The sequence below is a fragment of the Streptomyces sp. NBC_00209 genome, assembly GCF_045206345.1.
GTDB lineage: Bacteria > Actinomycetota > Actinomycetes > Streptomycetales > Streptomycetaceae > Streptomyces.
Genome location: NZ_CP108121.1, coordinates 4,489,643 through 4,513,614, shown reverse-complemented (window position 1 = coordinate 4,513,614; position 23,972 = coordinate 4,489,643). Strand labels below are relative to the sequence as shown.

The 23,972-nt window shown below is 73.1% G+C and carries 19 protein-coding genes, 1 tRNA gene and 2 pseudogenes; 6 read left to right on the top strand and 16 right to left on the bottom strand.

Annotation, left to right across the window (positions count from 1 at the left end):
- Positions 1 to 4: 4 nt before the first annotated feature.
- On the bottom strand, positions 5 to 1,465 hold the full coding sequence (locus OG867_RS20530) for an MFS transporter (RefSeq protein ID WP_406287323.1): 1,461 nt from the start codon (positions 1,463 to 1,465) through the stop codon (positions 5 to 7).
- A gap of 453 nt (positions 1,466 to 1,918) precedes the next feature.
- On the opposite strand from OG867_RS20530, the gene OG867_RS20525 reads away from it, so the two are divergent.
- Both OG867_RS20525 and OG867_RS20520 read left to right on the top strand, forming a co-directional pair.
- Complete coding sequence (locus OG867_RS20525; protein WP_406287320.1) at positions 1,919 to 3,349, top strand: MFS transporter; 1,431 nt, start codon at positions 1,919 to 1,921, stop codon at positions 3,347 to 3,349.
- An 89-nt stretch (positions 3,350 to 3,438) separates the two neighbouring features.
- A tRNA-Cys gene (locus OG867_RS20520) sits at positions 3,439 to 3,513 on the top strand.
- A 107-nt stretch (positions 3,514 to 3,620) separates the two neighbouring features.
- Here the strand turns inward: OG867_RS20520 and OG867_RS20515 are convergent.
- From OG867_RS20515 to OG867_RS20490, 6 genes and pseudogenes are all read right to left on the bottom strand, one after another.
- Positions 3,621 to 5,957 (bottom strand): xanthine dehydrogenase family protein molybdopterin-binding subunit, encoded by a 2,337-nt coding sequence (locus OG867_RS20515; protein WP_406287318.1) that lies wholly within the window; start codon positions 5,955 to 5,957, stop codon positions 3,621 to 3,623.
- Positions 5,954 to 7,438 carry a 2Fe-2S iron-sulfur cluster-binding protein gene (locus OG867_RS20510; RefSeq protein WP_406287316.1) on the bottom strand — a complete coding sequence of 495 codons (1,485 nt, stop codon included), beginning with the start codon at positions 7,436 to 7,438 and terminating at the stop codon, positions 5,954 to 5,956. Before OG867_RS20510 ends, OG867_RS20515 begins: the two co-directional genes overlap by 4 nt.
- Positions 7,435 to 8,331 carry an FAD binding domain-containing protein gene (locus tag OG867_RS20505; protein ID WP_406287314.1) on the bottom strand — a complete coding sequence of 299 codons (897 nt, stop codon included), beginning with the start codon at positions 8,329 to 8,331 and terminating at the stop codon, positions 7,435 to 7,437. The genes OG867_RS20510 and OG867_RS20505 overlap by 4 nt, the downstream gene beginning before the upstream one ends.
- Positions 8,332 to 8,637: 306 nt before the next feature.
- The gene (locus OG867_RS20500; protein ID WP_406287311.1) at positions 8,638 to 10,272 is read right to left on the bottom strand and encodes a beta-N-acetylhexosaminidase; all 1,635 of its coding nucleotides are present in this window, start codon (positions 10,270 to 10,272) and stop codon (positions 8,638 to 8,640) included.
- Between the two features lie 4 nt (positions 10,273 to 10,276).
- Positions 10,277 to 10,402, bottom strand: a pseudogene (locus tag OG867_RS20495) (carbohydrate ABC transporter permease); the annotation flags it as partial.
- Between the two features lie 80 nt (positions 10,403 to 10,482).
- Positions 10,483 to 11,640, bottom strand: a complete 1,158-nt coding sequence (locus tag OG867_RS20490; protein WP_406287309.1) for an RNA-guided endonuclease InsQ/TnpB family protein — start codon at positions 11,638 to 11,640, stop codon at positions 10,483 to 10,485.
- Between the two features lie 24 nt (positions 11,641 to 11,664).
- On the opposite strand from OG867_RS20490, the gene tnpA reads away from it, so the two are divergent.
- Positions 11,665 to 12,093, top strand: coding sequence for an IS200/IS605 family transposase (gene tnpA / locus OG867_RS20485; RefSeq protein WP_406287306.1), 429 nt, complete (start codon positions 11,665 to 11,667; stop codon positions 12,091 to 12,093).
- A gap of 3 nt (positions 12,094 to 12,096) precedes the next feature.
- On the opposite strand, the gene OG867_RS20480 is transcribed toward tnpA, so the two are convergent.
- The 3 genes from OG867_RS20480 to OG867_RS20470 all read right to left on the bottom strand — a co-directional run bounded on the left by OG867_RS20480 (position 12,097) and on the right by OG867_RS20470 (position 13,243).
- Complete coding sequence (locus tag OG867_RS20480) at positions 12,097 to 12,252, bottom strand: hypothetical protein (protein WP_406291263.1); 156 nt, start codon at positions 12,250 to 12,252, stop codon at positions 12,097 to 12,099.
- A gap of 113 nt (positions 12,253 to 12,365) precedes the next feature.
- On the bottom strand, positions 12,366 to 12,653 hold the full coding sequence (locus tag OG867_RS20475; RefSeq protein WP_161211408.1) for a DUF3039 domain-containing protein: 288 nt from the start codon (positions 12,651 to 12,653) through the stop codon (positions 12,366 to 12,368).
- 29 nt (positions 12,654 to 12,682) lie between these two features.
- On the bottom strand, positions 12,683 to 13,243 hold the full coding sequence (locus tag OG867_RS20470; RefSeq protein ID WP_406287302.1) for a YqgE/AlgH family protein: 561 nt from the start codon (positions 13,241 to 13,243) through the stop codon (positions 12,683 to 12,685).
- 275 nt (positions 13,244 to 13,518) lie between these two features.
- Between OG867_RS20470 and murA the strand changes: the two genes are divergently transcribed.
- Positions 13,519 to 14,859, top strand: a complete 1,341-nt coding sequence (gene murA / locus OG867_RS20465; RefSeq protein WP_018100785.1) for a UDP-N-acetylglucosamine 1-carboxyvinyltransferase — start codon at positions 13,519 to 13,521, stop codon at positions 14,857 to 14,859.
- Between the two features lie 93 nt (positions 14,860 to 14,952).
- Here the strand turns inward: murA and OG867_RS20460 are convergent, their stop codons facing one another.
- From OG867_RS20460 to OG867_RS20450, 3 genes are all read right to left on the bottom strand, one after another.
- Positions 14,953 to 15,234 carry an HU family DNA-binding protein gene (locus OG867_RS20460; protein WP_017237029.1) on the bottom strand — a complete coding sequence of 94 codons (282 nt, stop codon included), beginning with the start codon at positions 15,232 to 15,234 and terminating at the stop codon, positions 14,953 to 14,955.
- 352 nt (positions 15,235 to 15,586) lie between these two features.
- Positions 15,587 to 17,020: an NAD-dependent malic enzyme gene (locus tag OG867_RS20455; protein WP_328900410.1), complete on the bottom strand. Its 1,434-nt coding sequence runs from the start codon at positions 17,018 to 17,020 to the stop codon at positions 15,587 to 15,589.
- A 398-nt stretch (positions 17,021 to 17,418) separates the two neighbouring features.
- Positions 17,419 to 19,800, bottom strand: a complete 2,382-nt coding sequence (locus tag OG867_RS20450) for a HelD family protein (protein WP_406287298.1) — start codon at positions 19,798 to 19,800, stop codon at positions 17,419 to 17,421.
- 105 nt (positions 19,801 to 19,905) lie between these two features.
- On the opposite strand from OG867_RS20450, the gene OG867_RS20445 reads away from it, so the two are divergent.
- Together OG867_RS20445 and OG867_RS20440 are read left to right on the top strand one after the other, a co-directional pair.
- Positions 19,906 to 20,166, top strand: coding sequence for a GNAT family N-acetyltransferase (locus OG867_RS20445; RefSeq protein WP_406287296.1), 261 nt, complete (start codon positions 19,906 to 19,908; stop codon positions 20,164 to 20,166).
- Positions 20,167 to 20,301: 135 nt separating this feature from the next.
- Positions 20,302 to 20,658, top strand: a pseudogene (locus OG867_RS20440) (GNAT family N-acetyltransferase); the annotation flags it as partial.
- Here the strand turns inward: OG867_RS20440 and OG867_RS20435 are convergent.
- The 3 genes from OG867_RS20435 to OG867_RS20425 all read right to left on the bottom strand — a co-directional run bounded on the left by OG867_RS20435 (position 20,655) and on the right by OG867_RS20425 (position 23,893).
- Positions 20,655 to 21,224: a GNAT family N-acetyltransferase gene (locus OG867_RS20435; protein WP_406287294.1), complete on the bottom strand. Its 570-nt coding sequence runs from the start codon at positions 21,222 to 21,224 to the stop codon at positions 20,655 to 20,657. The pseudogene OG867_RS20440 and the gene OG867_RS20435 overlap by 4 nt on opposite strands.
- A gap of 38 nt (positions 21,225 to 21,262) precedes the next feature.
- Positions 21,263 to 22,432, bottom strand: coding sequence for a uroporphyrinogen-III synthase (locus tag OG867_RS20430; protein WP_328900414.1), 1,170 nt, complete (start codon positions 22,430 to 22,432; stop codon positions 21,263 to 21,265).
- A 129-nt stretch (positions 22,433 to 22,561) separates the two neighbouring features.
- Positions 22,562 to 23,893: a nitrate/nitrite transporter gene (locus OG867_RS20425; protein ID WP_406287290.1), complete on the bottom strand. Its 1,332-nt coding sequence runs from the start codon at positions 23,891 to 23,893 to the stop codon at positions 22,562 to 22,564.
- Between the last annotated feature and the right edge of the window lie 79 nt (positions 23,894 to 23,972).

Below are 23,972 nucleotides of genomic sequence, written 5' to 3'. Positions count from 1 at the left end.
CCACTCACCGTTCCCGTACCCGCCCCGCCACCCACGCCCCCGCCAGGGCGACCGCCGCCATCGGGAAGAAGACGACCGCGAAGGCGGACGGGTGGGAGGCGGAGGCGGCGTTCGTGGTGTCCATCGTGCCGCCGCCCAGGGCGGCGAACGCGGCGCCGCCCGCGGCCAGCAGGAGGACGTTGGAGAGGCCGTCGGAGATCTGGAGGGCGGCCGAGTTGGCACCGGCCTCCTCGGGGGCGGACAGCTTCAGCAGCAGCACGCTGGTGGAGGCGATCACCACGCCCATGCCGAGGCAGCCGAAGGCCCAGGCGACCGCCACGGTCCACACCGGCACGGAGGTGATCAGCACGGCCGGGGCCGCCGCGATGGACAGGGCGACCAGGACCATGGCGCCGACCATCAGGGGCTCGCGGTGCGGTTCCAGGCGGGGCCGGGACTGCACGTACGAGCCCAGCGCCCAGGTGCCGCCGCCCGCCGCCAGGGAGAGGCCCGCCAGGGTCGGGGACATGCCGCGCTGGGTGACCAGCATCAGCGGGACGAACGATTCGGCGGCGATGAAGGACCCGGCCGCGACACCGCGCAGCAGCACCACCGCGGGCAACCCGCGCGCCGCGCGCCACGTGCCCCCGGGCAGCAGGCCCCGGATCGCGGGGACGAGCAGCGCGGCCCCGGCGGCGGCCGGCAGCAGCGAGAGCCAGTTCCGCTCCTGGCCGGCGTACTGGAGCAGCCCGGCGCCCAGCGAGATGCCCAGCGCCAGCGCGATGCGCCGGCGGTCGTACGCCTCCACCGGCGCTCCCGGGCCCGCCGGTCCTGACGCCATGCGCCGGATCTCGGGCAGCGCGAGCGCGAGGGGGAAGACGATCAGGACCGGGATGCCGACGAAGACCCAGCGCCAGCCCAGGTGCTCGGTGACGCTGCCGGCGGCCAGCGGCCCGACGACCGAGGGGATCACCCAGCTCGCGGCGAACGCGGCCAGGATCGCCGGCCGCAGGCGCTCCGGATAGGCCCGGCTGATCACCACGTACAGCGCGACGATCACCAGCCCGCCGCCGAGCCCCTGGACGGCGCGGCCCGCGACGAACATCCACATCGAGCCCGCGGTCCCGGACAGCAGGAGCCCCGCCGCGAAGGCGCTGATCCCGGTGGCCAGCGGGGCGAGCGGGCCGCGCCGGTCGGCCCACTGCCCGGACAGCACCATGGCGAAGAGGCTGGTGGTGAAGTACGCCGAGAACGCGTACGCGTACATCGGGATGCCGTGCAGCTCACGCGCGGCGACCGGCATCGCGGTCCCCACGGCGGTGGCCTCGAAGGCGATCAGGAACACCACGGAGACGATGCCGATGCTGAGCGCCCGGTACGTCCGCCCGAGCATCCCCTCGGGCAGTAGGGGGCCCGCCGGGGCGGGGGCGTCGACGTCTTCGATGAGGCGCGGGACATCGGCGTCACGCGGTTCCAGGGCGGTCATGAGCCAAGAGTAAGGGGCGAAATGCCTGATGAACCCTGTCGGTGGTCGCTCCTGCGCTCGGCCGTTGGACCTAGGCACTGTCCGGCGGACCTGCCGGCGCACAGACGGCAGCGGAGACGCGCGGAGATTGCCCGGCACCGGCATGGTCAGGCACCACCAGGCCCAGCGACCCCCGCTTCTGCGGAGCCCCGTCCACTGTCGAAGGGTGCCGAGCGCGTCCCGGGAGGTCCGCTTCTTCGGCGGAAACGCCTTCCCGCTCGCTGGGCGCTCCTCATCGCCCTCAGCCGGCTGCTGCCGCTCCGTCGGAACCCGGGCCACGCCGTTCCCTCCCCGGGACCCGGTCGGTGGACCGGGATGCGCGGCGGCGGGGAGAGAGCAATCGAGAAGAAGGCGCAGGACGCGAGGCCCGGAACCATGAGCCCTCACACCGTCCGCGTCGGGAGTAGCCCACCCATGCCGCACACCGAGACCAGCCCGCTCCACCCCACGCTCCACCCCCTGCCCGCCCCTTCGCCCGAGGCCGTGCGATTGCGTCGCCGTGCCGTCACCGCGACCGTGGTCGGGAACTTCGTGGAATCCTTCGACTGGCTGGCGTACGGTCTGTTCGCCCCGCTCTTCGCGGAGCGGTTCTTCCCCTCCGCCAATCCGACCACCTCGCTGCTGGGTGCCTTCGCGGTGCTCGGGGTGGGCGTGCTGGCCAGGCCGCTCGGCGGCGTGCTGCTGGGCCGGCTGGCGGACCGCCGGGGCCGCAAGCCGGCGCTGCTGCTGGCGATTCTCCTGATGACGGCCGGTTCGGTCCTGATCGGGAGCGCCCCGACGTACCAGCAGGTCGGAATCCTCGCCCCGGTGCTGCTGCTCTGCGCCCGGCTCGCCCAGGGCATCTCCTCCGGCGGTGAGTGGCCCGCCGCGGCGGCGTACCTGATGGAACTGGCCCCGCCTCGCCGCAGGGGGCTCTACGGCAGCCTGTTCTCGCTCACCACCGCCGCAGGCGCGTTCACCGCCGCGATGCTCGGCGGCATGCTGACCGGCCTGCTGGGTCCCGGGGCGATGGAGACCTGGGGCTGGCGGGTGCCGTTCCTGATCGGCGGCGTGCTCGGGCTGGTCCTGCTGGCGCTGCGGAGCCGGATCACCGAGAGCGAGGTCTTCCGGCGCGAGGTGAGCTCCCGTCAGGACCGCAGCCCGCTGCGCGAGGTCCTGCGCACCCACCGGCAGCAGGTCCTGCGCTCCGTCCTGCTGGTGGCCGGGATGGCGACCGTCGGCGGCACCTGGACCTCGGTGATACCGGCGATGGGGCAGCGGCTGGCTCCGGACGGGACGATGTTCTGGGTCGTGGTCTGCGCCACCGCCGTGATGATCCTGCTCCAGGTGCCGATCGGCCTGCTCGCCGACCGGGTCGGGCCACGGCGGCTGCTGGTCGTGGCGAGCCTGCTCTTCGCCACCGGGGGCTCCTGGGCCTACCTCGCCATGACCGGCCGGTTCACCAGTCTGCTACTCGCCTACGGCAGTGGCGTGGTCTACCTGGTCTGCGTCACCACGGTCCTGCCCGCCCTGCTCGCCGAGATCTTCCCGCCCCGCGTACGCGCCCTGGGCATCGGCCTCCCCTACGCACTGACCAGCGCCGTCCTGGGCGGCGCCACCCCACTCCTGGCCACCCACCTCGGCAAGAACGGCCCGTCCGGCTGGTTCATCGCCGGCGTGGTGGCCGCCGTCCTCCTCGGCCTCGCAGCCACGGCGACCTCCGGCGCTTCCGACACCGAACGCTCCCAACCGGCGCCCCCGGAGCCGGTGCCCGATGGGTCAGGGCCTCTCCGGCAAGATCCGCCGGACACCCCTCCGGCAAGGTCCGCCGGACACCCCCTACTAGGGCCTGCACCGCGATCGTGAACGGCGTATGGCGGTCGCGTTGCACACCCCCCGAAACCCTTGAGCGCCCCTCCGCCCGGCCCTAGGGTCGGTACAGCGACACCACGCAGGACCGTGTGCCCGAGAGGCTCAGGGGCTCGACTGCAACTCGAGTTACACCGGTTCGAATCCGGTCACGGTCTCCATGCAACCGCCCGCCCCTCACTCCGAGGGGCGGGCGCTGTCGCGTTCGGGGTCAGTACGGTGCGGTCTCGGACCACCGGGGGGCGGAGGTACGGGAAAGGCCCCGCGGTCAGCCCTTCGGGGCCGCGACCGCCGCCTGGGGGCGGATCGGGAGGCGGTTGACCGGGCGGCCGGTCGCCGCGCGGACCGCCGCCGCCACCGCGGCCGGGGAGGTCACGACCGGGACCGCCGACGCGGGCTTCGCGCCGAACGGGGCGACGACGTCCCGTTCCTCGACCAGCTTGACGATCCGGATCTCCGGCGCGTCCAGCGAGGTCGGCAGGGCGTAGCCGGTGAGGTCCGGGTGGCGGACCAGGCCGCGGGCGGTGCGGAGGTTCTCGGTGAGGGCGGCGCCGATGCCCTGGGTGACGCCCGCCTCGATCCGGGTCGCCAGCTGGGACGGGTTGAGGACGCGGCCGACGTCCTGGGCGACGGCCATCTCGACCACCCGGACCGAGCCCAGCTCGATGTCGACGTCCACCACCGCGCGGACCGCGCAGAACGCCATGCCCACGAAGGCATCGCCCTGCCCCGACTCGTCCAGCGGCTCGGTGGGGTGCGGGCGGCACTGCGCGGTGGCCCACAGCTCCTTGCCGTCCAGCGCCTCCGACACGGTGGTGGAGAGCACCCCGTCGTACGAGGTGATCTTGCCGTCCGTGATCTGGAGCAGCTCCGTGGACATCCCGAACTGGTGCGCCAGGGGCTGGAGGAGCTGGGTGCGGACCATCTTCGCGGCGCGTTCGACGGCACCGGCGGAGACCCAGGTGTGGCGGCCGTGCGTGGCCGGGCCCGCGGGCGGCTGGTCGGTGTCGACGGAGGCGACGTGCACCTCCTCGACCCCCAGGGTCTCCTGGACGACCTGCCGGGCCAGCGTGGAGAAGCCCTGGCCCGTCTCGACGGCGGCGCAGATGACGGTGGCGACCGAGTCGTGGACCCGGACCGTGGCCGTGGACACCTCGTCGGCGCCCTCCGCGCCCAGCATGTGGACCATGCCCAGCGCGTACCCGACGCCGCGCCGCACCGCGCCCGGTTCGCCCGCGCCCTCGGGTCCGCCCGGCAGCAGCCAGTCGTCCTCCGGGGCGTCCTTGGGCAGGGCGGGCAGCGGGTGGTCCCGGACGGCGGTGAGCAGTTCGGCGACGGGCGCGGGGCAGGTCACGGTCTGCCCGGTCGGCAGGATGTCGCCGGTCGCCAGCACGTTACGCAGGCGCAGCTCGGCCGGGTCGATCCCCAGCTTCGCGGCCAGCTTGTCCATCTGGCCCTCGTAGGCGGCGCAGACCTGCATCGCGCCCTCGCCCCGGACGTGGCCGGAGGGCGGGTTGTTCGTACGGACGGCCCAGCCCTCGATGAAGGCGTGCGGGACGACGTACGGGCCGCAGGCGAAGGCGACCGCGGCGGCCAGCGACTCCGAGGAGGCGTCCGCGTAGGCGCCCGCGTCCAGCAGGATCTGGGCCTCCACCTTGACCAGGCGGCCCTCCGCGTCCGCGTGGTGGCGGTAGCGCAGCAGGGACGGGTGGCGGTGGGCGTGGCCGAGGAAGGACTCCTCGCGGGTGGCGGCCAGCTTGACCGGGCAGCCGGTGCGCAGGGCGAGCAGGCCCAGCGGCAGCTGGAAGGCGGGGTCCTCGCGGTCGCCGGTCGCGCCGGGCACTCCGGTGACGACGACCTTGACCCGCTCCGGTTCGAGGCCGAAGCAGGCGGCGGCCAGGTCGCGGTCGGTGTGCGGGTCCGTGGACGCGGTGTACAGCTCCACGCCGCCGTCCGGGCGGGGCACGGCGAGCCCGGCCTCCGCGCCGATCGGGGCGGGGTCCTGGCGGCCGATGCGGTACAGCCCGTCCACGACGACCTCGCCGGCCGCCTCCGGGTCGCCGTAGCGCAGCGGGATGTGGCGGATGAGGTTGCCGTCGGGGTGCAGGGGCTCGGCCTCGAACGCCTTCTCCGGGTCGGTGACCGGGTCCAGCACCTCGTACGCGACGGCGATCGCGGCGGCGGCGAGCCGGGCGGTGTCGGGGTGGTCGGCGGCGACGGCGGCGATCGGCTCGCCGTGGTGGCGGACCAGGTCGGAGGCGAAGACGGGGCGGTCCACGACCTTGCGGCCGTACAGCGCCTCGCCCGGGACGTCCTCGTGGGTGACGACCGCGCGCACCCCGGGCATCTCGGCGGCGGCCGAGGTGTCGATGGAGACGATGCGGGCGTGGGCGTGCGGGGAGCGCAGGACGGCCGCCCAGAGCAGGCCCTCGGCCCACAGGTCGGCGGCGTACGGGAAGGTGCCCTCGGTCTTGGCGCGGGCGTCGGCCGGCGGCAGCGAGGCGCCGATGCCGAGCCGCGGCTGCTCGGCCTCGGGTCCGCCCGGGCCGGCCGGCGACGGGATGCTGATCGTCGTGGGGGTGGCGCCGGCCGCGTCGTTGCTCACGCCATGCCTCCGTCCTGCTGGTGGGCCTGCACACTACCGGCGCCCGGCGCCGCCTGGTGCGGGATGCGGGGCTCCGCCGGCTCGCCGGACCCGGTCTCCTCGGCGGCGGCCTCGCGGCCCGCGATGACCTCGTTGACCGCGTCCAGGACGCCCCGGTAGCCGGAGCAGCGGCAGAGGTTGCCGCACAGGGCCCGGCGGGTCTCCAGCTCGCTGGGGCGGTGGTTGCCCTCCAGGAGGTCGTGGACGGTCATCGCCATGCCGGGGATGCAGAAGCCGCACTGGACGGCGCCGCAGTCCGCCAGCGCCCGCTGCACGTCGGACGGTTCCCCGTCGACGGCCAAGCCCTCGACCGTACGGACCTCGCTGCCGGCGGTCGTGGCGGCCGGGACCAGACAGGAGGCGACGAGCCGCCCGTCCACCTGGACGTTGCACGCCCCGCACTCGCCCTGCGAGCAGCCGTCCTTGGCGCCGGCGAGGCCGAGGCGCTCGCGCAGCACGTAGAGCAGGGACTCGCCGATCCAGGCGTCCGTGACGGGCCGGTCGACGCCGTTGACGTGCAGCACGTACGAGGCGGCGGGGTGCTCGCTGGGCAGCGGGGGCCCCTCCGGGGCCGGGGCCTCGGGCGCCTCCGCGGGCGGGACGGCGTCCTCCGCCTCGGGCGCCCGCGGCTCCGGCACAGCCTCTGCGGCCGGCTCGGCGGCGGGCGCGGAGGCGAGCTCGGTGTGGGGCGCGTCCGCGAGGGCGTCGGCCTCCGGCGCGGGTTGCTCGGCGTCGGCCGGCTCCGCCGCCTCGGGAGCGCTCTCGGCGGGAGCGCCGGTCGGCGCGTCGGCGGGGCCTCCGACCTGGACGTCCGTCCGCGCGTCACCCGCGGCGTCGGCCTGGACGTCCGTCCGCGCGTCGGCCGGAGCATCGGCGGGGTCGCCCGCCTCCGGCTCCGCGGCCTCGGCCGCGTCCGGCACCGCCCACGGGGCCGGGGCGCCGCCCGGCAGCGTGGCCGGGCGGTCCGCGTACCAGTCGGCGACGGGGGGCGGGGTGTACAGCTCGCCGGAGTCGTCGGAGAGCGGGGCGGCCGGGGCCGGCCAGGACGAGGTGTCCACCGCCCACTGGCCCGTGTCGGCCGGGCCCGTACCGTACGGCTGCTGGTACGAGCCGGTGGGCTGCTGGTCCTCGGGGTGCGGATAGCCGTAGCCGGACTGCTGGTTCGGGTCGGGCCAGTGCACCGCGTCGGGCGCGGGCGGTCCGGGCTGCTGCTCCGGGGGCCGGACGGTCCAGTTGCCGGCGGCCGCCGGGTCGCGGTCGGCGGCGGGGGTCAGCGGCAGGATCATCGGCGGGGTGTAGCCGTGGCCGGGTGCGGCCAGCGGGATGTCCGCCAGGTCCTCCGGCGGCAGCTGGACGAAGGCCGTCGCGTCGCCGTCGTAATCGCTCTGCGGGGTCGGCTGCCAGCCGCCGTGCTGCTGCTCGGCGGGGTTCTCCTTGCTCACGACAGTGCCCTCCCCAGCGCGCGTCGGGCGAGCGCGGCGACGGTGCGCCGCAGGTGCAGTACGGCGGGGGGCAGCGGTGGTGCCTCTCCCCCGTCGGCGGGTGGTTCCTGGTCCGGGATGCAGGCGGCCGCGACGTACTCGCCGAAGGCGGCCAGCGCGTCGGGGGCGAGGCCGCGCGCCCCGTCCCAGTCGATCAGCGAGGCGATCCAGCGCTCCGCCTCCAGCGGGCGCAACGGCATCGGCGCGATGGCCCCGACCGCGCAGCGCACCCCGCGCCTGGCCGGGTCGAGGACGATCGCGACGGAGGCGGTGGCGCGGCCCGGGCCGGTGCGGCCGGTGGCCTTGAGGAACACCTGCGGGGCGTGCAGCAGGGGCACCCGGACGAAGCCGATCAGCTCGGCGGGCTCCAGCATCTCGCGGCCGGCCAGCAGATGGGAGACGGGGATCTCGCGGCGGGCGCCGCCGGGTCCGGCGATGACGAGTTCGGCCTCCAGCGCGGCGAGCACCGGGAGCGTGTCACCGGTCGGGGCGGCGCTCGCGATGTTGCCGCCGAGCGTGCCGGCGTTGCGGATCTGCGGGGGGCCCGCGGCGCGGGCGGAGGCGGCGAGCGCGGGGATGAGGGCGGCGAAGTCGGGCCGCCCCATGCGGGCGTGGGTCAGGCCGGCGCCCAGGAGGGCGTGGCCGTCCTGGTAGTGCCAGCCGCGCAGCTCGCTGATCCGGCCGAGTCCGACCAGACCGGAGGGGCGCAGGAGCCCCTTGTTGACGGCCGACATCAGGTCCGTGCCGCCTGCCACGGGGACGGCGGCCGGCATGGCGCCGAGTGCCGCCACCGCCTCGTCCAGCGAGGCAGGCAGCGTCACGGACTGCGTCGCCTGCGGTGCGTGCGTGGTCAACCCAGCTGCCCCTTCCCGGTGTCCCGGCGCTCCCGCCCGTTTCGCCGTACGGTACGTGCTCGAAGCCCGGACGTGGCAACTCTGGCACATGTTCGGACCGGCCCGACGCGCAGGTCCGCGAAGGGTGTATCCGTCAATGTTCAGGGTAATAGTCCCGTTTTCTCGCCGGTTCGGCGGTGAGCACCCTTTGCCGGTCTTACGCATCTCCGTACGGCTTTCTCCCTTGCCAGGGGCGGCAGTCGGGAAACGCCGCCGCCACCACGGTCGCAGGGACCGTGGTGGCGGGAGAGCGGGTCGGGGGCGGGCTCACACGTTCGGGGGTGCCCCCTCGATCGGGCGTCCGAGGATGCCGGGGCGCTGCTGCCAGGGCAGCGGTCCGGACGGCGGCCGGTAGCCGACGCCGAGGGCGTCGAGCCGGGCGTAGTGGGCGGTCATGCGGCGCTCGAATCCGGCGAAGTCCCGTTCGTCCGGGGCGGGGAGGGCCGACCAGGCGACCTCGGCGAAGGCGGCGAGGCGGGGGAAGACCTGGTAGTCGACGCGGGCCCGGTTCTGCATGACCTCGGACCAGGCGTTGGCCTGGGCGCCGAGGACGTGCCGGGCCGCCTCCTCGCTCAGGGACGGCGGCACGGGTTCAAAGCGGTAGACGTCCTCCAGGGTGCGCACGTAGCCGATGGGCATCGGCTCGTCGGGGCCGCCGTGCTGACGGTGGTCCAGATAGACCTGCTGCTCCGGGCACATGACCACGTCGTGCCCGGCCTCGGCCGCCGCGATGCCGCCCGCGTAACCGCGCCAGGAGGAGACGGCGGCGCCGGGTGCGAGGCCGCCCTCCAGGATCTCGTCCCAGCCGATGAGGCGGCGGCCGCGCCCGGTGAGCCAGGTGTCGAAGTGGCGGATGAACCAGGACTGGAGCTCGTCCTCGTCCGCCAGGCCGAGTTCCTTGATACGGGCCTGGGCGGCGGGCGACTGCCTCCACTGGTCCTTGGGGCACTCGTCGCCGCCGACGTGGACGAACGGCGAGGTCTCCGGCGGGAAGAGTGCGAGGAGCTCCTCGAAGACGCCCTCGTAGAACCGCAGGACGTGGTCGGTGGGGGCCAGAACGTTCGGTGTGACGCCCCAGTCGTCCCAGACGCCGAGCGCCGAGGTGTCGATGACGTCGGTGTTGCCGAGCTCCGGGTAGGCGCTGATCGCGGCCTGCGAGTGGCCGGGGATGTCGATCTCGGGGACGACCCGGATGTGCCGGGCCGCGGCGTAGGCGACGATCTCGCGGATGTCGTCCTGGGTGTAGTAGCCGCCGTGCGGGGTCTCGTCCCAGAGCTCGGAGGCCCGGTGTCCGTACTTGGTACGGGGACGCCAGGCGCCCACCTCGGTCAGGCGGGGGTACCGCTTGATCTCGACGCGCCAGCCCTGGTCGTCGCTGAGGTGGAAGTGGAAGACGTTCAGCTTGTGGGCGGCGAGCAGGTCGAGGTAGCGCAGGACGTCGTCCTTGGGCAGGAAGTGCCGTGCCACGTCGAGCATCAGGCCGCGCCAGCCGAAGCGGGGCGCGTCCTCGATGTCGGTGAACCCGAAGCCGTGGACGGCGGCCTCGCCCACGGGTGCCCGGCGGAACGCCTCGGGGCCCAGCAGCTGGCGCAGGGTCTGGGCGCCCCAGAACACCCCGGCGGGGCTGCCGCCGGTGAGGGCGACGCTCTCGTCGGGCAAGGTGGTGAGCCGGTAGCCCTCGGCGGGCAGGGTCTCGTCGATGCGCAGCCGGATGGACCGCTCCGCGTCCTCGGCGCCCGGTGCGAGCGGCACGCCGAAGGCCGCGCCGAGGGTGGCGCGCAGCCAGCGCTCGGTGGTCTCGGTGCCGGGGGCCGCCGCGATGGTGGTGGACGCGTCGAGCAGGAATCCGCAGCACCCCTGGTCACCGGCGCGCGCGGGGGCCGGGATCAGATCCATGTTCATGACGTCAGTCCTTAACCGCTCCGCCGAGTCCGGAGACCAGGCGTCGCTGTACGAGTACGAAGAAGACCAGCACGGGCACGGTCATCACCGTCGAGGCTGCCATGATCCCGCCCCAGTCGTTCTCGTCGGGTGCCAACTACCCGGCCCTGAAGGGCCAGGCTTGGAGGTAGGGCCCGACTGGCTGCCGGGTGGGCTCCTCCGTCCAGCACCCTAAGCGGGTGCAGGGGCGTGTGACTCCGCCCCGCTTCGCCACAACTCCAGCGCTCGTGCGCGGACGTTGCGGGAGCCATTGCGGTCGGCGTGATCAACGAATCCGCACGACCGGCATGCGAACCGTCCCTGAGAGACACGGTTCAGCTTGTCTGTGTGCCCGCACTCCGCGCACATGCGGGAGGTGTAGGCGGGATCGACGAACAGGACGGGCACTCCGGCACGGCGCGCCTTGTACTCCACGAACTGTCCGAGCTGGGCGAAGGCCCAGGAGTGCAGCGCGACCCGTTGGGGCTTGCGGAGCCGTACCCGTTGGCGGATACCGGCAAGGTCTTCCATGCCGATTCCGCGTCCGGTGCGTTCAGCCTCGGTCACGATGCGCTTGGCGATGATGTGGTTGGTCTCGGTCGCCTTGCGCTGCTCCTTGCGGCGCTGCCGCTTGAGGAGCCGCTTGGCGGACCTGGTGCCCCTCTTCTGGAGCTTGGCCCGCAGGGCCAGCTGACGCTTGCGGTAGCGGTTCAGCTCACGTCCGGCGTGGATCTTCCCGTCGGACGTGGTGGCGATGTTGACGATGCCGAGGTCCACGCCGAGGAAGTCTGTCGGCTCGTACTGCTCGGCCTCGGGGACCTCGCACGTGGCGATCAGGAACCACACACCGTCACGGTGCACGAGATCGGATTCGCCCTTGCGGTGCGCGGCCAGGAGCTTGCGGGCCTGCTCGGAACAGGCGAACCGCACCCCGCGCACGCGCCCGGCCGTGGTCCAGACGGACACGGTCTGCTCGTCCACCTGCCAGGACAGACACCGGTCGTCGTACGGCTGCGCGGCATCGGGCCGGAAGGCGATCGGCTTGGACTCGGCCCTGGCCCGGCGCTTCGAGCCCGGCTTGCCGAGGTTTCCCGCCCGGATGTTCGCCCGCAGGGTGGTGTAGGCATCGGCGACCTTCCGCAGCACGTGCAGCGCGGGCTGAGCCGACAGTCCCCGCGTCTTGAGGTCGTGGTAGGCGAAGCCCTGCAACGCCCTACGCGAGGTCTCGCCCCGCCGGTGCGCCTCGCCGGAAAGCCAGTTCGCCGCATCGTTGGCCGTGCGCAGGGTCGCCTCAAGCGCCGACGCCACCTCGGGCGACGGCATGAGCTTGACCTGCACCACTAACTTCATGCGGCTCACCGTAGCATCGTGTCTATGTCACCGAGATGGGAATCAAACCCGGACATCCGCAGGGGCCGCAGCGTCGTCCATACCCTCCACGCGCATCTGGTCTTCGTACCGAAGTACCGGCGCGGTGTCTTCACCGACGAGATCCTGACCAGGTGCGAGGAGATCATGCGGGAGGTGTGCGCCAAGGCCAACGCCGAGCTGCGCGAGTTCAACGGCGAACGCGACCACGTTCGTCTCCTGGTCCACTACCCGCCCCAGGTCAAACTCTCCGCCCTGGTCGGCTCCCTCAAAGGCGTCTCCGCGCACTACCTGCGCAAGGAACACGCCGACCACATCCACAAGCACCTGTGCGGCGAACACTTCTGGTCGCCGTCCTACCTCGCCGCCTCCGCAGGCGATGCACCGCTCGCCGAGGTCAAGGAGTACATCGAGAACCAGAGGCAGCCAGACTGACCGTCACAGCCAGACACGCAGTGTGCCGGTCTTCTCGTCGCCCTTGGCTCCGGTGTCGAAGGTCTGCGGCGCGCAGGCGGTGGCGGTGAGGCCCGCCAGGACGAGCGCCGCGGCCCGGACCAGGGCGGCGACAAGTGGTCTGCACCACGTCTGCACCACTCCGTGACCTGCCGGAGCACCCCGTGCAACGGCATGCGAAAGACCCCCGGGGCACGCGGATGCGCGCCCCGGGGGTCTCCCGGACCTTCAGCTGCGGGCCGTACCGGTGGCCACTACTTCTTGTCCTTGTCGCCCTTGCCCTTGTCGCCGCCGGCGCCCATGGACTCGTAGATCTCCTTGCACATCGGGCAGACCGGGTACTTCTTGGGGTCGCGCCCCGGCACCCAGACCTTGCCGCACAGTGCGACCACGGGGGTGCCCTCCAGGGCACTCGCCATGATCTTGTCCTTCTGGACGTAATGGGCGTAGCGCTCGTGGTCGCCGTCGCCGTTCGACACCTGTGGTGTCGGCTCCACGAGGGTTCCGGTACCTGCCCCGCGCTCGGGCTCAAGAGTGCTCATAACCGCCAAGCGTACTGAAGAACGGGACATCAGTTCAGCGAAGGGTCGTCCGGATACGTGGCGATCATGGCCAGTTCGCTGCGCTGTCGGCGCAGGACCGCACGCCACAGGCCCTCCGGGCGTGGCGAGGACACGTCACCGGGCTCCGATTCCACCACGTACCAGGCGCCCTCGGACAGCTCGCGCTCCAGCTGTCCCGGCCCCCAGCCCGCGTACCCCGCGAAGATCCGCAGCGAGCCCACGGCCGCCGCCAGCAGCTCGGGCGGCGCCTCCAGGTCGACCAGGCCGATCGCCCCGTACACCCGGCGCCAGCCGAGGGGCCCCTCGGCGCCCGGGATCACCGCGACCCCGAGGGCGGAGTCCAGCGAGACCGGCCCGCCCTGGAAGACGACCTCCGGCTCACCGGTCAGCCCGGCCCAGGCCGTCAGGATGTCCACGACGCCCACCGGCGTGGGCCGGTTGAGGACCACGCCGAGGGAGCCCTCCTCGTCGTGGTCGAGGAGCAGCACGACCGCGCGGTCGAAGTTCGGGTCCGCCAGGGCGGGCGCGGCCACGAGCAGCCGCCCTGTGAGCGAGGACACCTCGGTCATGGCAGAAATGATCCCGCATCCCGGGCCGTGGCGGGGGCCAAGTGACACGGTCGTCGCGCTCGGTGCCCGAGCGCAGCTCAGGGCGCACGGGTGCACGAGGAGCGCACGGCCGGACCGGCGATCCGGACGGTGACCCTCCGCAAGTCTCGTACAGCAGAGCGTGCTGTGGCGGATCCGCGACGTTCGTACACCACCCGTTCCCCTACGGAACGGGGGTGCGGGGCCATTACTCTTTCGTTTGGCCCCCTGCCCGACCACTCCGGAACGCGAGATTCATGACCGGCACAGACGATGTCCTGCTTGTCCACGGCGGAACCCCGCTGGAGGGCGAGATCCGCGTCCGAGGCGCCAAGAACCTGGTGCCCAAGGCGATGGTCGCCGCGCTGCTCGGCAGCGGGCCCAGCCGGCTGCGCAACGTGCCCGACATCCGCGACGTACGCGTGGTGCGCGGGCTGCTCCAGCTGCACGGCGTGACGGTCCGCCCCGGCGAGGAGCCGGGCGAGCTGGTCCTGGACCCCACGCACGTCGAGAGCGCCAACGTCGCCGACATCGACGCGCACGCGGGTTCCTCGCGCATCCCGATCCTGTTCTGCGGTCCGCTGCTGCACCGGCTGGGCCACGCGTTCATCCCGGGGCTCGGCGGCTGCGACATCGGCGGCCGGCCGATCGACTTCCACTTCGACGTGCTGCGCCAGTTCGGGGCGACGATCGAGAAGCGGGCGGACGGGCAGTACCTGGAGGCCCCGCAGCGGCTGCGCGGCACCAAGATCCGGCTGCCGTACCCCTCGGTGGGCTCCACCGAGCAGGTGCTGCTGACCGCGGTGCTGGCCGAGGGCGTCACGGAGCTGTCCAACGCGGCCGTGGAGCCGGAGATCGAGGACCTGATCTGCGTCCTGCAGAAAATGGGCGCGATCATCTCGATGGACACCGACCGGACCATCCGGATCACCGGCGTGGACCGCCTCGACGGCTACACCCACCGCGCCCTCCCGGACCGCCTGGAGGCCGCCTCCTGGGCGTCCGCCGCACTGGCGACCGAGGGCAACATCTACGTCCGGGGCGCCCAGCAGCGCTCGATGATGACGTTCCTGAACACCTACCGCAAGGTCGGCGGCGCCTTCGAGATCGACGACGAGGGCATCCGCTTCTGGCACCCGGGCGGCGCGCTCAACGCCATCGCGCTAGAGACGGACGTGCACCCCGGCTTCCAGACGGACTGGCAGCAGCCGCTGGTCGTCGCGCTGACACAGGCCGCGGGCCTCTCCATCGTCCACGAGACGGTGTACGAGTCCCGGCTCGGCTTCACCTCCGCGCTGAACCAGATGGGCGCGCACATCCAGCTCTACCGCGAGTGCCTGGGCGGCTCGGACTGCCGTTTCGGCCAGCGCAACTTCCTGCACTCCGCGGTCGTGTCGGGCCCCACGAAGCTCCAGGGCGCGGACCTGGTCATCCCGGACCTGCGCGGCGGCTTCTCGTACCTGATCGCCGCCCTCGCGGCCCAGGGCACCTCCCGGGTGCACGGCATCGACCTGATCAACCGGGGCTACGAGAACTTCATGGACAAGCTGGAGAAGCTGGGCGCGAAGGTGGAGCTGCCGGGCGGCTCGCTGGTCTGACCGGCCGAGCGGCCTGAGCGGCCGCCGACGGGCCGAATGCCGGAGGGCGGCCACCCCGGGTGGGGTGGCCGCCCTCCGTCGTGCCCAGGGGTCTTACTTGCCCTTGGCGGCTTCCTTGAGCTTGGAGCCCGCGGAGACCTTCACGCTGTAGCCGGCCGGGATGTTGATCGGGTCGCCGGTCTGCGGGTTACGAGCGGTGCGAGCGGCACGGTGGGTGCGCTCGAAGGTCAGGAAACCGGGGATGGTGACCTTCTCGTCGCCCTTGGCGACGACCTCACCGACGGTCTCGGCGAGAGCGGCCAGCACGGCGTCGGCGTCCTTGCGGGTCACCTCGGCACGGTCGGCCAGGGCGGCCACCAGCTCACTGCGGTTCATGTTGTTACTCCCGTGTTCTTCTTGCCTGTGAGGCGTGAGATCGAAGCCGATGCTGCCAGGGCCCTCGGACAGTCCCCGTACCCGGGTCCGCCCTTGAGAGGGTCCGGTAGACCTCGCGCCCTGTGGGGTCTCCCCTGGACGTAGTCCTTGAGGAAGCATCCTGCCCCCACCTGCGGCGGGAAAGCCAATCCGGCACCCTCCGGGAGCCGCGCGAACAGCACCACCGCCTCGTCGTGGTGACGTCCCGTCGACTACCCCAGAGCCGTCCGCAAGGGTGCGGGGCTCTGCGGGACGCGTCGCCCGCCCACCCTAAAGGGGCGTTTGGGGCGCCGCGACCCGCGACGCGCCGTAGTCAGACGGACGTGGGCGCCGTCACAGTGGCTCCGGCGGCCCGCGCGGCGTCCCGCACGGCCCCGGCGACCGCTCCGGCGACCTTGTCGTTGAAGACCGACGGGATGATGTAGTTCGCGTTCACCTCGTCCTCGGCGACCACGCCGGCCAGGGCGCGCGCGGCGGCGAGCATCATGTCCGTGTTGACCGTGCGCGACTGGGCGTCGAGCAGGCCCCGGAAGACGCCGGGGAAGACCAGCACGTTGTTGATCTGGTTCGGGAAGTCCGAGCGGCCGGTGGCCACGACGGCGGCGGTGCGGCGGGCGATCGCCGGGTCCACCTCGGGGTCCGGATTCGCGAGCGCGAACACGATGGCGCCGTCCGCCATGGCCGCCACGTCGTCCCCGTCCAGCACGTTGGGGGCGGAGACGCCGATGAAGACGTCGGCGCCGACGACGGCCTCCTTGAGGGTGCCGGTGATGTTCTCCGGGTTGGTGTTGTCCGCGATCCAGCAGAGCGGCGAGTCCGGGTCGGCGGAGCGCAGGTCCTCGCGGCCGGAGTGCACGACGCCGTGGATGTCGGCGACGACGGCGTGCTTGACGCCCGCGGCGATGAGGAGCTTCAGGATGGCCGTACCGGCCGCTCCGGCGCCGGACATGACGACCCGCACGTCCCCGATCGCCTTGCCCACCACGCGCAGCGCGTTGGTCAGCGAGGCCAGGACGACGATCGCCGTGCCGTGCTGGTCGTCGTGGAAGACGGGGATGTCCAGGGCCTCGCGCAGCCGGGCCTCGATCTCGAAGCAGCGCGGCGCGGAGATGTCCTCCAGGTTGATCCCCGCGAAGCCGGGCGCGATGGCCTTGACGACCTCGACGATGGCGTCGGTGTCCTGGGTGTCCAGGCAGATCGGCCACGCGTCGATGCCGGCGAAGCGCTTGAAGAGGGCCGCCTTGCCCTCCATGACGGGCAGCGCGGCCTTCGGGCCGATGTTGCCGAGGCCGAGCACCGCGGAGCCGTCCGTCACGACTGCGACGGAGTTGCGCTTGATGGTGAGGCGGCGGGCGTCCTCGGGATTCTCGGCGATCGCCATGCAGACCCGGGCCACGCCGGGGGTGTAGATCATCGAGAGGTCGTCGCGGTTGCGGATGGGGTGCTTGGACGCCATCTCGATCTTGCCGCCGAGGTGCATGAGGAACGTACGGTCGGAGACCTTGCCGAGCACGACGCCCTCGATGCCGCGCAGCCCCTTGACGATCTCGTCGGCGTGCGCGGTGGAGGAGGCGGCGATCGTGACGTCGATCCGCAGCTTCTCGTGGCCGGAAGCGGTCACGTCGAGGCCGGTGACCGAACCGCCGGAGGACTCCACGGCCGTGGTGAGCTGGGAGACCGCGGTGCCGCTCGCGGGCACCTCCAGCCTGACCGTCATCGAGTACGAGACGCTGGGCGCCGTTGCCATGGCCGAGTCCTTCACTTTCCTTAGCTTCATTGCTATGCGGCCCGGCACCTCTCGGCAGCGGACACGCCTTCCGATATTCGCACCTACCGACGAGTAGCCGTTAATGACTGTCGCAGCGCGGAAACTGATTTCCACCATACGAGAGAGTGGGGCGCAGCGGAACCCCTCCCCGGAACGCGAAGAGGCCCGCGCCACCGGAAGGTGACGCGGGCCTCTTCTTCAGTTGACGACACCGGCCCGCCATGCTCGCCTCGCGGCAAGTGGTCGCTCGAAGCGACTAAGGTTGGGCCCGGGGGCTTGGATCGAGCCGGTGCCACACCCAGGCTAACAAATCACCTGGAAAAGCGATTCCCGCGGCGCGGGTTGACCGGAAACGCCCCCCGCGCGCGCCCCCTCCCTCAGTCCCTGAGCAGGTCCGGCACCCCGTCCTCGTCCGGCAGGTCCCGCTCCCCCGACACCACGGTCAGCTGCTGGGTCGCCCGGGTCAGCGCCACGTACAGCACGCGCAGCCCGGCCGGGGACTCGTCCGCGATCTCGGCCGGCGAGACGACCACCGTCGCGTCGTACTCCAGGCCCTTGGCCTCCAGGCTGCCGAGCGCCACCACCCGGTCACCCAGCTCCGCCAGCCACGCGCGGGCCTGGGCCCGCCGGTTCATCGCCACGACGACGCCGACCGTGCCGTCCACCTCGGCGAGCAGCCGCCGCGCCTCCTCGCGCACGGTCCCGGCCAGGTCGCCGTCGCGTACGGTCTCGAAGCGCGGGACCACGCCCGTGGAGCGGACGGCGGCCGGGGACTCCATGCCGGGCATGGCGAGGGCCAGCACCTTCGCGGCCAGCTCGGCGATCTCGGCCGGGTTGCGGTAGTTGACGGTCAGCGTGAAGTTCCGGCGCGGGCGGCTGCCCAGCGCCTCGTCACGGGCGGCCGCCGCCTCGTCCGGGTCGGACCAGGAGGACTGCGCCGGGTCCCCGACGATGGTCCAGGTGGCGTGCCGGCCGCGCCGGCCGACCATCCGCCACTGCAGGGGCGTCAGGTCCTGCGCCTCGTCCACGATGACGTGGGCGTACTCGGTGCGCTCGGCGGCGAGCCGTTCGGCGCGCTCCCACTGGGTCTCCTCGCGGCGGGGCATCAGCTCCTCCAGGCCGGTGAGCTGGTCCAGCGGGTCCGCCTCGCGCTTGCGCCGGGGGCGGCTCGGGGTGCCGAGCAGCGTGTGCAGCTCGTCCAGGAGCGCCACGTCGTGCACGGAGAGCGGCCCCTGTCCGGCGGCGTCCAGGCGCTTCAGGGAGCGCGCGAGCCGGCGCACCTCGCCCTGGTTGAGCGTGCGCCGCGCCCACCGGGCGAGCCGCTTCTCGTCGGCCATCGCGGCGAGCACCCCGCGCGGGGTCAGCTCGGGCCACCAGGCGTTCAGGAACTCGATGAACGGGGTCTCCGTGGACACGTCCTCGTCGAAGGAGGTACGCAGTTCCGCCGCCAGCTCCGGGTCGGTGTAGCGGCCCCGGCCGGAGGAGCGGTTCCACAGCGCGTCGAGCAGCAGCCGGCGGGCGCGCGGGCGCAGCAGGTTGACCGGGGCGGTCCCGCCGAGGACGTTGTTGCGGATGCGCCGCAGCTCGTCCTCCTGGAGCTCGACCCGGGCACCGAACGCGACCACGCGCAGCCGGGTCGGCGTGCCGGCGGGCTGCGGGGCCTCCTCGGCCTCACCGAACTCCAACTGCCCGCCGGCGGCGGAGGCGGTCCGGGGCGCGGGCTGTTCCAGCGCGCCGCGTGCCGCCTTGCGGAGCACCGGGAGCATCCGCGAGGAGCCCTTGATCCGGGCCACGGCCGGCTCGTCGTAAGCGGTGGCGCCCGCGGGCCCCGCCGCGTCGTCGGAGAGCGAGCCGACCGCGCGGATCGCGACCTGGCCCTCCTCGCCGAGTGAGGGCAGCACGCCCTCGGTGTACGCCACCAGCAGGGGCGTCGGCGAGACGACGAGGATGCCGCCCGCGTACCGCCGCCGGTCCTGGTAGAGCAGGTACGCGGCACGGTGCAGGGCGACCGCGGTCTTGCCGGTGCCGGGGCCGCCGGAGACCTCGGTGACGGAGGCGGCGGGGGCCCGGATGACGAGGTCCTGCTCGGCCTGGATGGACGAGACGATGTCCCGCATGGTGTGGCTGCGGGCCTGTCCGAGCGCGGCCATCAGGGCACCGTCGCCGACGACCGGGAGCGTCTCGCCGTCCAGGTGGGCGGTCAGCTCGGGGCGCATCAGGTCGTCCTCGACGCCGAGGACCCGGCGGCCCTTGGAGCGGATGACGCGGCGGCGGACCACCCGGCCCGGCTCCTTGGGCGTGGAGCGGTAGAACGGGGCCGCGGCCGGGGCGCGCCAGTCGATGACGAGCGGCGCGTAGTCGGAGTCGAGGACCCCGATCCGGCCGATGTGCAGCGTCTCGGCGATGTCCGCGGTGTCGTCCTCGCGCACGACGTCGTCGGCGGGCTCGACGGAGGTGTACGCGCCGTCCGGGCCGCGTTCGCCGTCCTTGCCGAGCAGGAGGTCGATCCTCCCGAAGAGGAAGTCCTCGAACTCGTTGTTCAGCCGGTTGAGGTGGATTCCGGCGCGGAACACCTGGGCGTCGCGCTCGGCGAGCGCCCCCGGCGTCCCGACCTGGCCGCGTTTGACGGCGTCGTCCATGAGAAATTCCGCCTCGTGGATCTTCTCCTCAAGGCGGTGGTACACCCGGTCGAGATGTACCTGCTCGACACCGATTTCCCGGTCCCGCGTCGAATCGACAGCGGCATCCTGCGCGGCCACCGAGGCCCCCTTCTGACGTGCATTGGGCAGCCGTCAACCTTATGCGACGGGGGCCCTTCGCGCACCTGCCGGGGGGCCGTTCGCACCCACTCGTACGATGAGCCGATGAACGCCCATGCGCGCGATGCCCGTCCGCCGGCCGGCTCTCTGGTGCTGCGCCCCTGGCGGCCGGGCGATCTGGGGGTGCTCCTCGACGCCTACCGCGACCCCGCCGTGCAGGCCGGATCGCGGGCGCCGGTGGCGGACGAGGAGGCGGCCTCTCACTGGCTGCGGGCCCAGGAGGAGGGCCGGGCCACCGGGCTGCGGCACAGCTTCGCGGTGGTGGACCCGGAGCTGGGGCCTGTCCGGCGGATCAGGGTCGGGTAGGTCGCGGCGTCTGGTGCGGTGCATCGCAAGGCGCCGGAGCGTCCTAATAGCGGAGTTATTCGGGCGTTTCGGCAACGCGGCGAGGTGCCGTGCCAGACGCCGCGACCCCGGCCATGATCCGCCGGACAGGCCCCAGGGGCGGGCCCGGTGGGCCATGTCGCCCTGTCGTTCCCGGAGCCCGGCGCGCCCTCGGCGGAGGTGGGCTACTGGACGGTCGCGCCCGCCCGGGGCCGGGGCATCGCCCCGCGCGCCCTCGAAGCGCTGTCCGGCTGGGCGTCCGAGACGTTCGCCGGGGCCGGGCTCGTACGCCTCGAACTGCTGCACCAGGTGGACAACGCGGCCTCGTGCCGGGTCGCGGAGAAGGCCGGGTACGCGCTCACCGGGGTGCTGCCCCCGGCCCCGCCGTGGCCGCGCGAGGGCCACCTCCACACGCGCCCGGTCCAGGGCCTGTCTTCAGACTGCCGTCTGCGGCAGTCTGAAAACAGGCCCTAGACGATCCCCGTCGCCGGGCCGTCGTGCAGGAGACGCTGGAAGAGGCGGTGGTCGCGCCACTCGCCGTCAATGTGCATATAGCCCGGGGCAGTCCCGAACTCCTCGAACCCGCACTTGGCGAGGACCCGCTGGGACGCGGTGTTGGCCAGCACCGTGCACGCCTCGATCCGGTGCAGTCGCAGCTCGTCCCGCGCCAGCTCGCAGATCCTGCGCACGGCGGCCGTGGCCACCCCGCGGCCCGCGAGCTCCACGTCCACCCAGTAGCCGAGGACAGCGCTGTGGAAGGCGCCGAACACCATGGCGTTGAGGTTGAACCCGCCGACCACCCGGTCCTCGGCGTCGCACACCACCCAGGGCATCACGCGCCCCGCCTCCCGCTCCTCCAGCAGCCCGGCCAGCCGCTCGCGCTGGCCCTCCTCGGTGTAGAAGGACTCGGGGCGCACGGGCTCCCAGGGCCGCATGTACGCACGGCTGCGGGTCAGCGCCTCGGCGCGGGAGGCGGCGTCGGACAGCCTGGCGGGGCGCAGCCGTATCCCCGCGACGAGCGGATGGGCGTCATCGATCATGCCCGGCACGCTATCGGGCCCCGGTCGGCACAGCGCCTTCAGGCCCCCGCGTACTTCGCGTCCGCCGCCGGGTCGAGCGCCAGCCGGTAGCCGCGCTTGACGACCGTCTGGATCAGCCGGGGCACCCCGAGCGCGGTGCGAAGGCGGGCCATGGCCGTCTCGACGGCGTGCTCGTCGGTGCCGCTGCCGGGCAGGGCACGCAGCAGGTCGGCGCGCGAGACCACCCAGCCGGGACGCCGGGACAGGGCGTGCAGCAGGGCCATCCCGGCGGGCGGGACCGCGCGCAGTTCCTCGTCCACCAGGACGGCGTGGCCCCGGATCTCGACGCGGTGTCCGGCGACGGGCAGCGTACGGGCGCGGGCGGGCAGTTCGCGGCAGATCAGCTGGACGAGCGGGCCGAGCCGGAAGCGCTCCGGCTGGACGGTGTCGATTCCGCGCGCCTGCAACGGCACGGCGGTGACCGGTCCGACGCAGGCCGGCACGATATCGCCGCGCAGCGCCGTGACGACCTCGGTGAGCAGTCCGCGTTCCTCGGCGCGGCCGAGCAGCGAGGCCGCCGCCGGGGCGCTGGTGAAGGTCAGCGCGTCCAGGGCGCGGGCGGCGGTGAGGTCGAGGAGCCGGTCCAGGGGCGCGATGTCCTCCGGCGGCATCCAGCGGTAGACGGGGACGCCGACCACCTCGGCACCGGCCTCGCGCAGCGCCTCCACGAAGCCGGGGAGGGGTTCGCCATGCAGCTGGAGCGCGACGCGGCGGCCCTGTACGCCCTCCTCCAGGAGCCGTTCCAGGACCTCCGCCATGGACTCGGAGGCCGGGGACCACGCCTCGGTCAGCCCGGCGGCGCGGACCGCGCCCTTCACCTTGGGGCCGCGCGCCAGGAGTTCGACCCCGCGCAGGGTCTCCAGGAGGCGGTCGCCGATGCCCCAGCCGTCGGCCGCCTCGATCCAGCCGCGGAAGCCGATCGCGGTGGTGGCGAGGACCACGTCGGGCTTGTCGGCGACCAGTTGCTCGGTCGCGGCGAGCAGTTCGCCGTCGTCGGCGAGCGGCACGATCCGCAGGGCCGGCGCGTGCACCACGGTGGCGCCCCGGCGCCGCAGCAGCGTGCCCAGCTCCTCCGCCCGGCGTGCGGCGGTGACCCCGACCGTGAAGCCCGCGAGGGGCCCGTGCGGTGCGTCGTCCGGCTGTCGGCCGTCGTGTTGTCCGTCGTGCATGAGGTCTACCCGGCTCTCGTCCCGCTGCTGCTCGATGGTGCGGAGGACCGAGCCTGCCAACGCCGCGTGACAGACCCGGTTCAGCTGTATTTCCCGCTCGTTACGTCGCCCGGCACCGCCCGTCCATCATCACACCCCGGCATGGCCGAGCCGGGGCCGCGCCGGTACGGCCGCGGCGCGGCGAAGGTATACCGACCAGGTGAGCGCCGAGCACACCGCGTAGAAGGCGAGGAAGGACCAGAAGGCGGCCGTGCCCGCGCCCGAGGTCTGGAAGGACTGCCGGAAGGCGAGGTTGATGGCGAGCCCGCCGAGCGCGCCCACCGCGCCGATCAGCCCCATCGCGGCCCCGGAGATCCGCCGCCCCCGGGCCGCGGCCTCCTCGCCGCGCAGCCCCTGGGCGACGGCCCGGGCGTGGAAGATGCCCGGGATCATCTTGTACGTCGACCCGTTGCCGAGCCCGGACAGCGCGAACAGGGCGGTGAAGCCGACGAGGAACACGGTCAGCGAGGCGATCCGGGAGGCGTATACGACGACGCCGGTCGCGGCGGCCATGGCGGCGAAGTTGACGAGGGTGATGCGCGCCCCGCCGTACCGGTCGGCGAGCCAGCCGCCGGCCGGCCGGATCAGCGAGCCGAGGAGCGGGCCGATGAAGGTGAGCGAGGCCGCCTGGAGCGGGGTCCGTCCGAACTGGGTCTGGAGGACGAGCCCGAAGGCGAAGCTGTAGCCGATGAAGGAGCCGAAGGTGCCGACGTAGAGGACCGCCATGATCCAGGTGTGCCGGTCGCGCACCGCCTCCTTCGCGGCCCCGGTGTCGTTGCGCACGGGCGCCAGGTTGTCCATGTGGCGCGCGGCGCATCCGGCGGCGAGCAGGATCAGCGGGATGTACGCGGCGAGCACGATCCTGGGGTGCGTGGCCCCGGCCGTCCCGATGACCAGGAGGCCGGCCAGCTGCACGACGGGCACGCCGATGTTGCCGCCGCCCGCGTTGAGCCCGAGCGCCCAGCCCTTCCTGCGCAGCGGGAAGAAGGCGTTGATGTTCGTCATGGACGAGGCGAAGTTCCCGCCGCCGATGCCGGTCAGCGCGGACACCGCGAGGAAGGTGCCGTACGAGGTGCCCGGCTCCATCACGACGAGGGCGGCGATCGTCGGGACGAGCAGGGTGAGCGCGCTGAACACCGTCCAGTTCCGGCCACCGAAGCGGGCGACCGCGAAGGTGTACGGCACCCGGACGACGGCCCCGACCAGGGTCGCGGTGGAGATCAGGAAGAACTTGTCGGCCGGGTCGATCCCGTACTCGGGCCCCATGAAGAGCACCATCACCGACCACAGGGTCCAGATGGAGAAGCCGATGTGCTCGGAGAGGACGGAGAACCAGAGGTTGCGGCGGGCGACGCGCTCGCCGGTGTCCCGCCAGAAGGTCTCGTCCTCCGGGTCCCAGTGCTCGATCCAACGGCCTGCCATCACGCGCCTCCACGGGTGGTCGGGGTGTCGTCCCGAACCTAGGAAGCGCGCGTTTCGGTGCCGTGCCGCGAGGTGACCT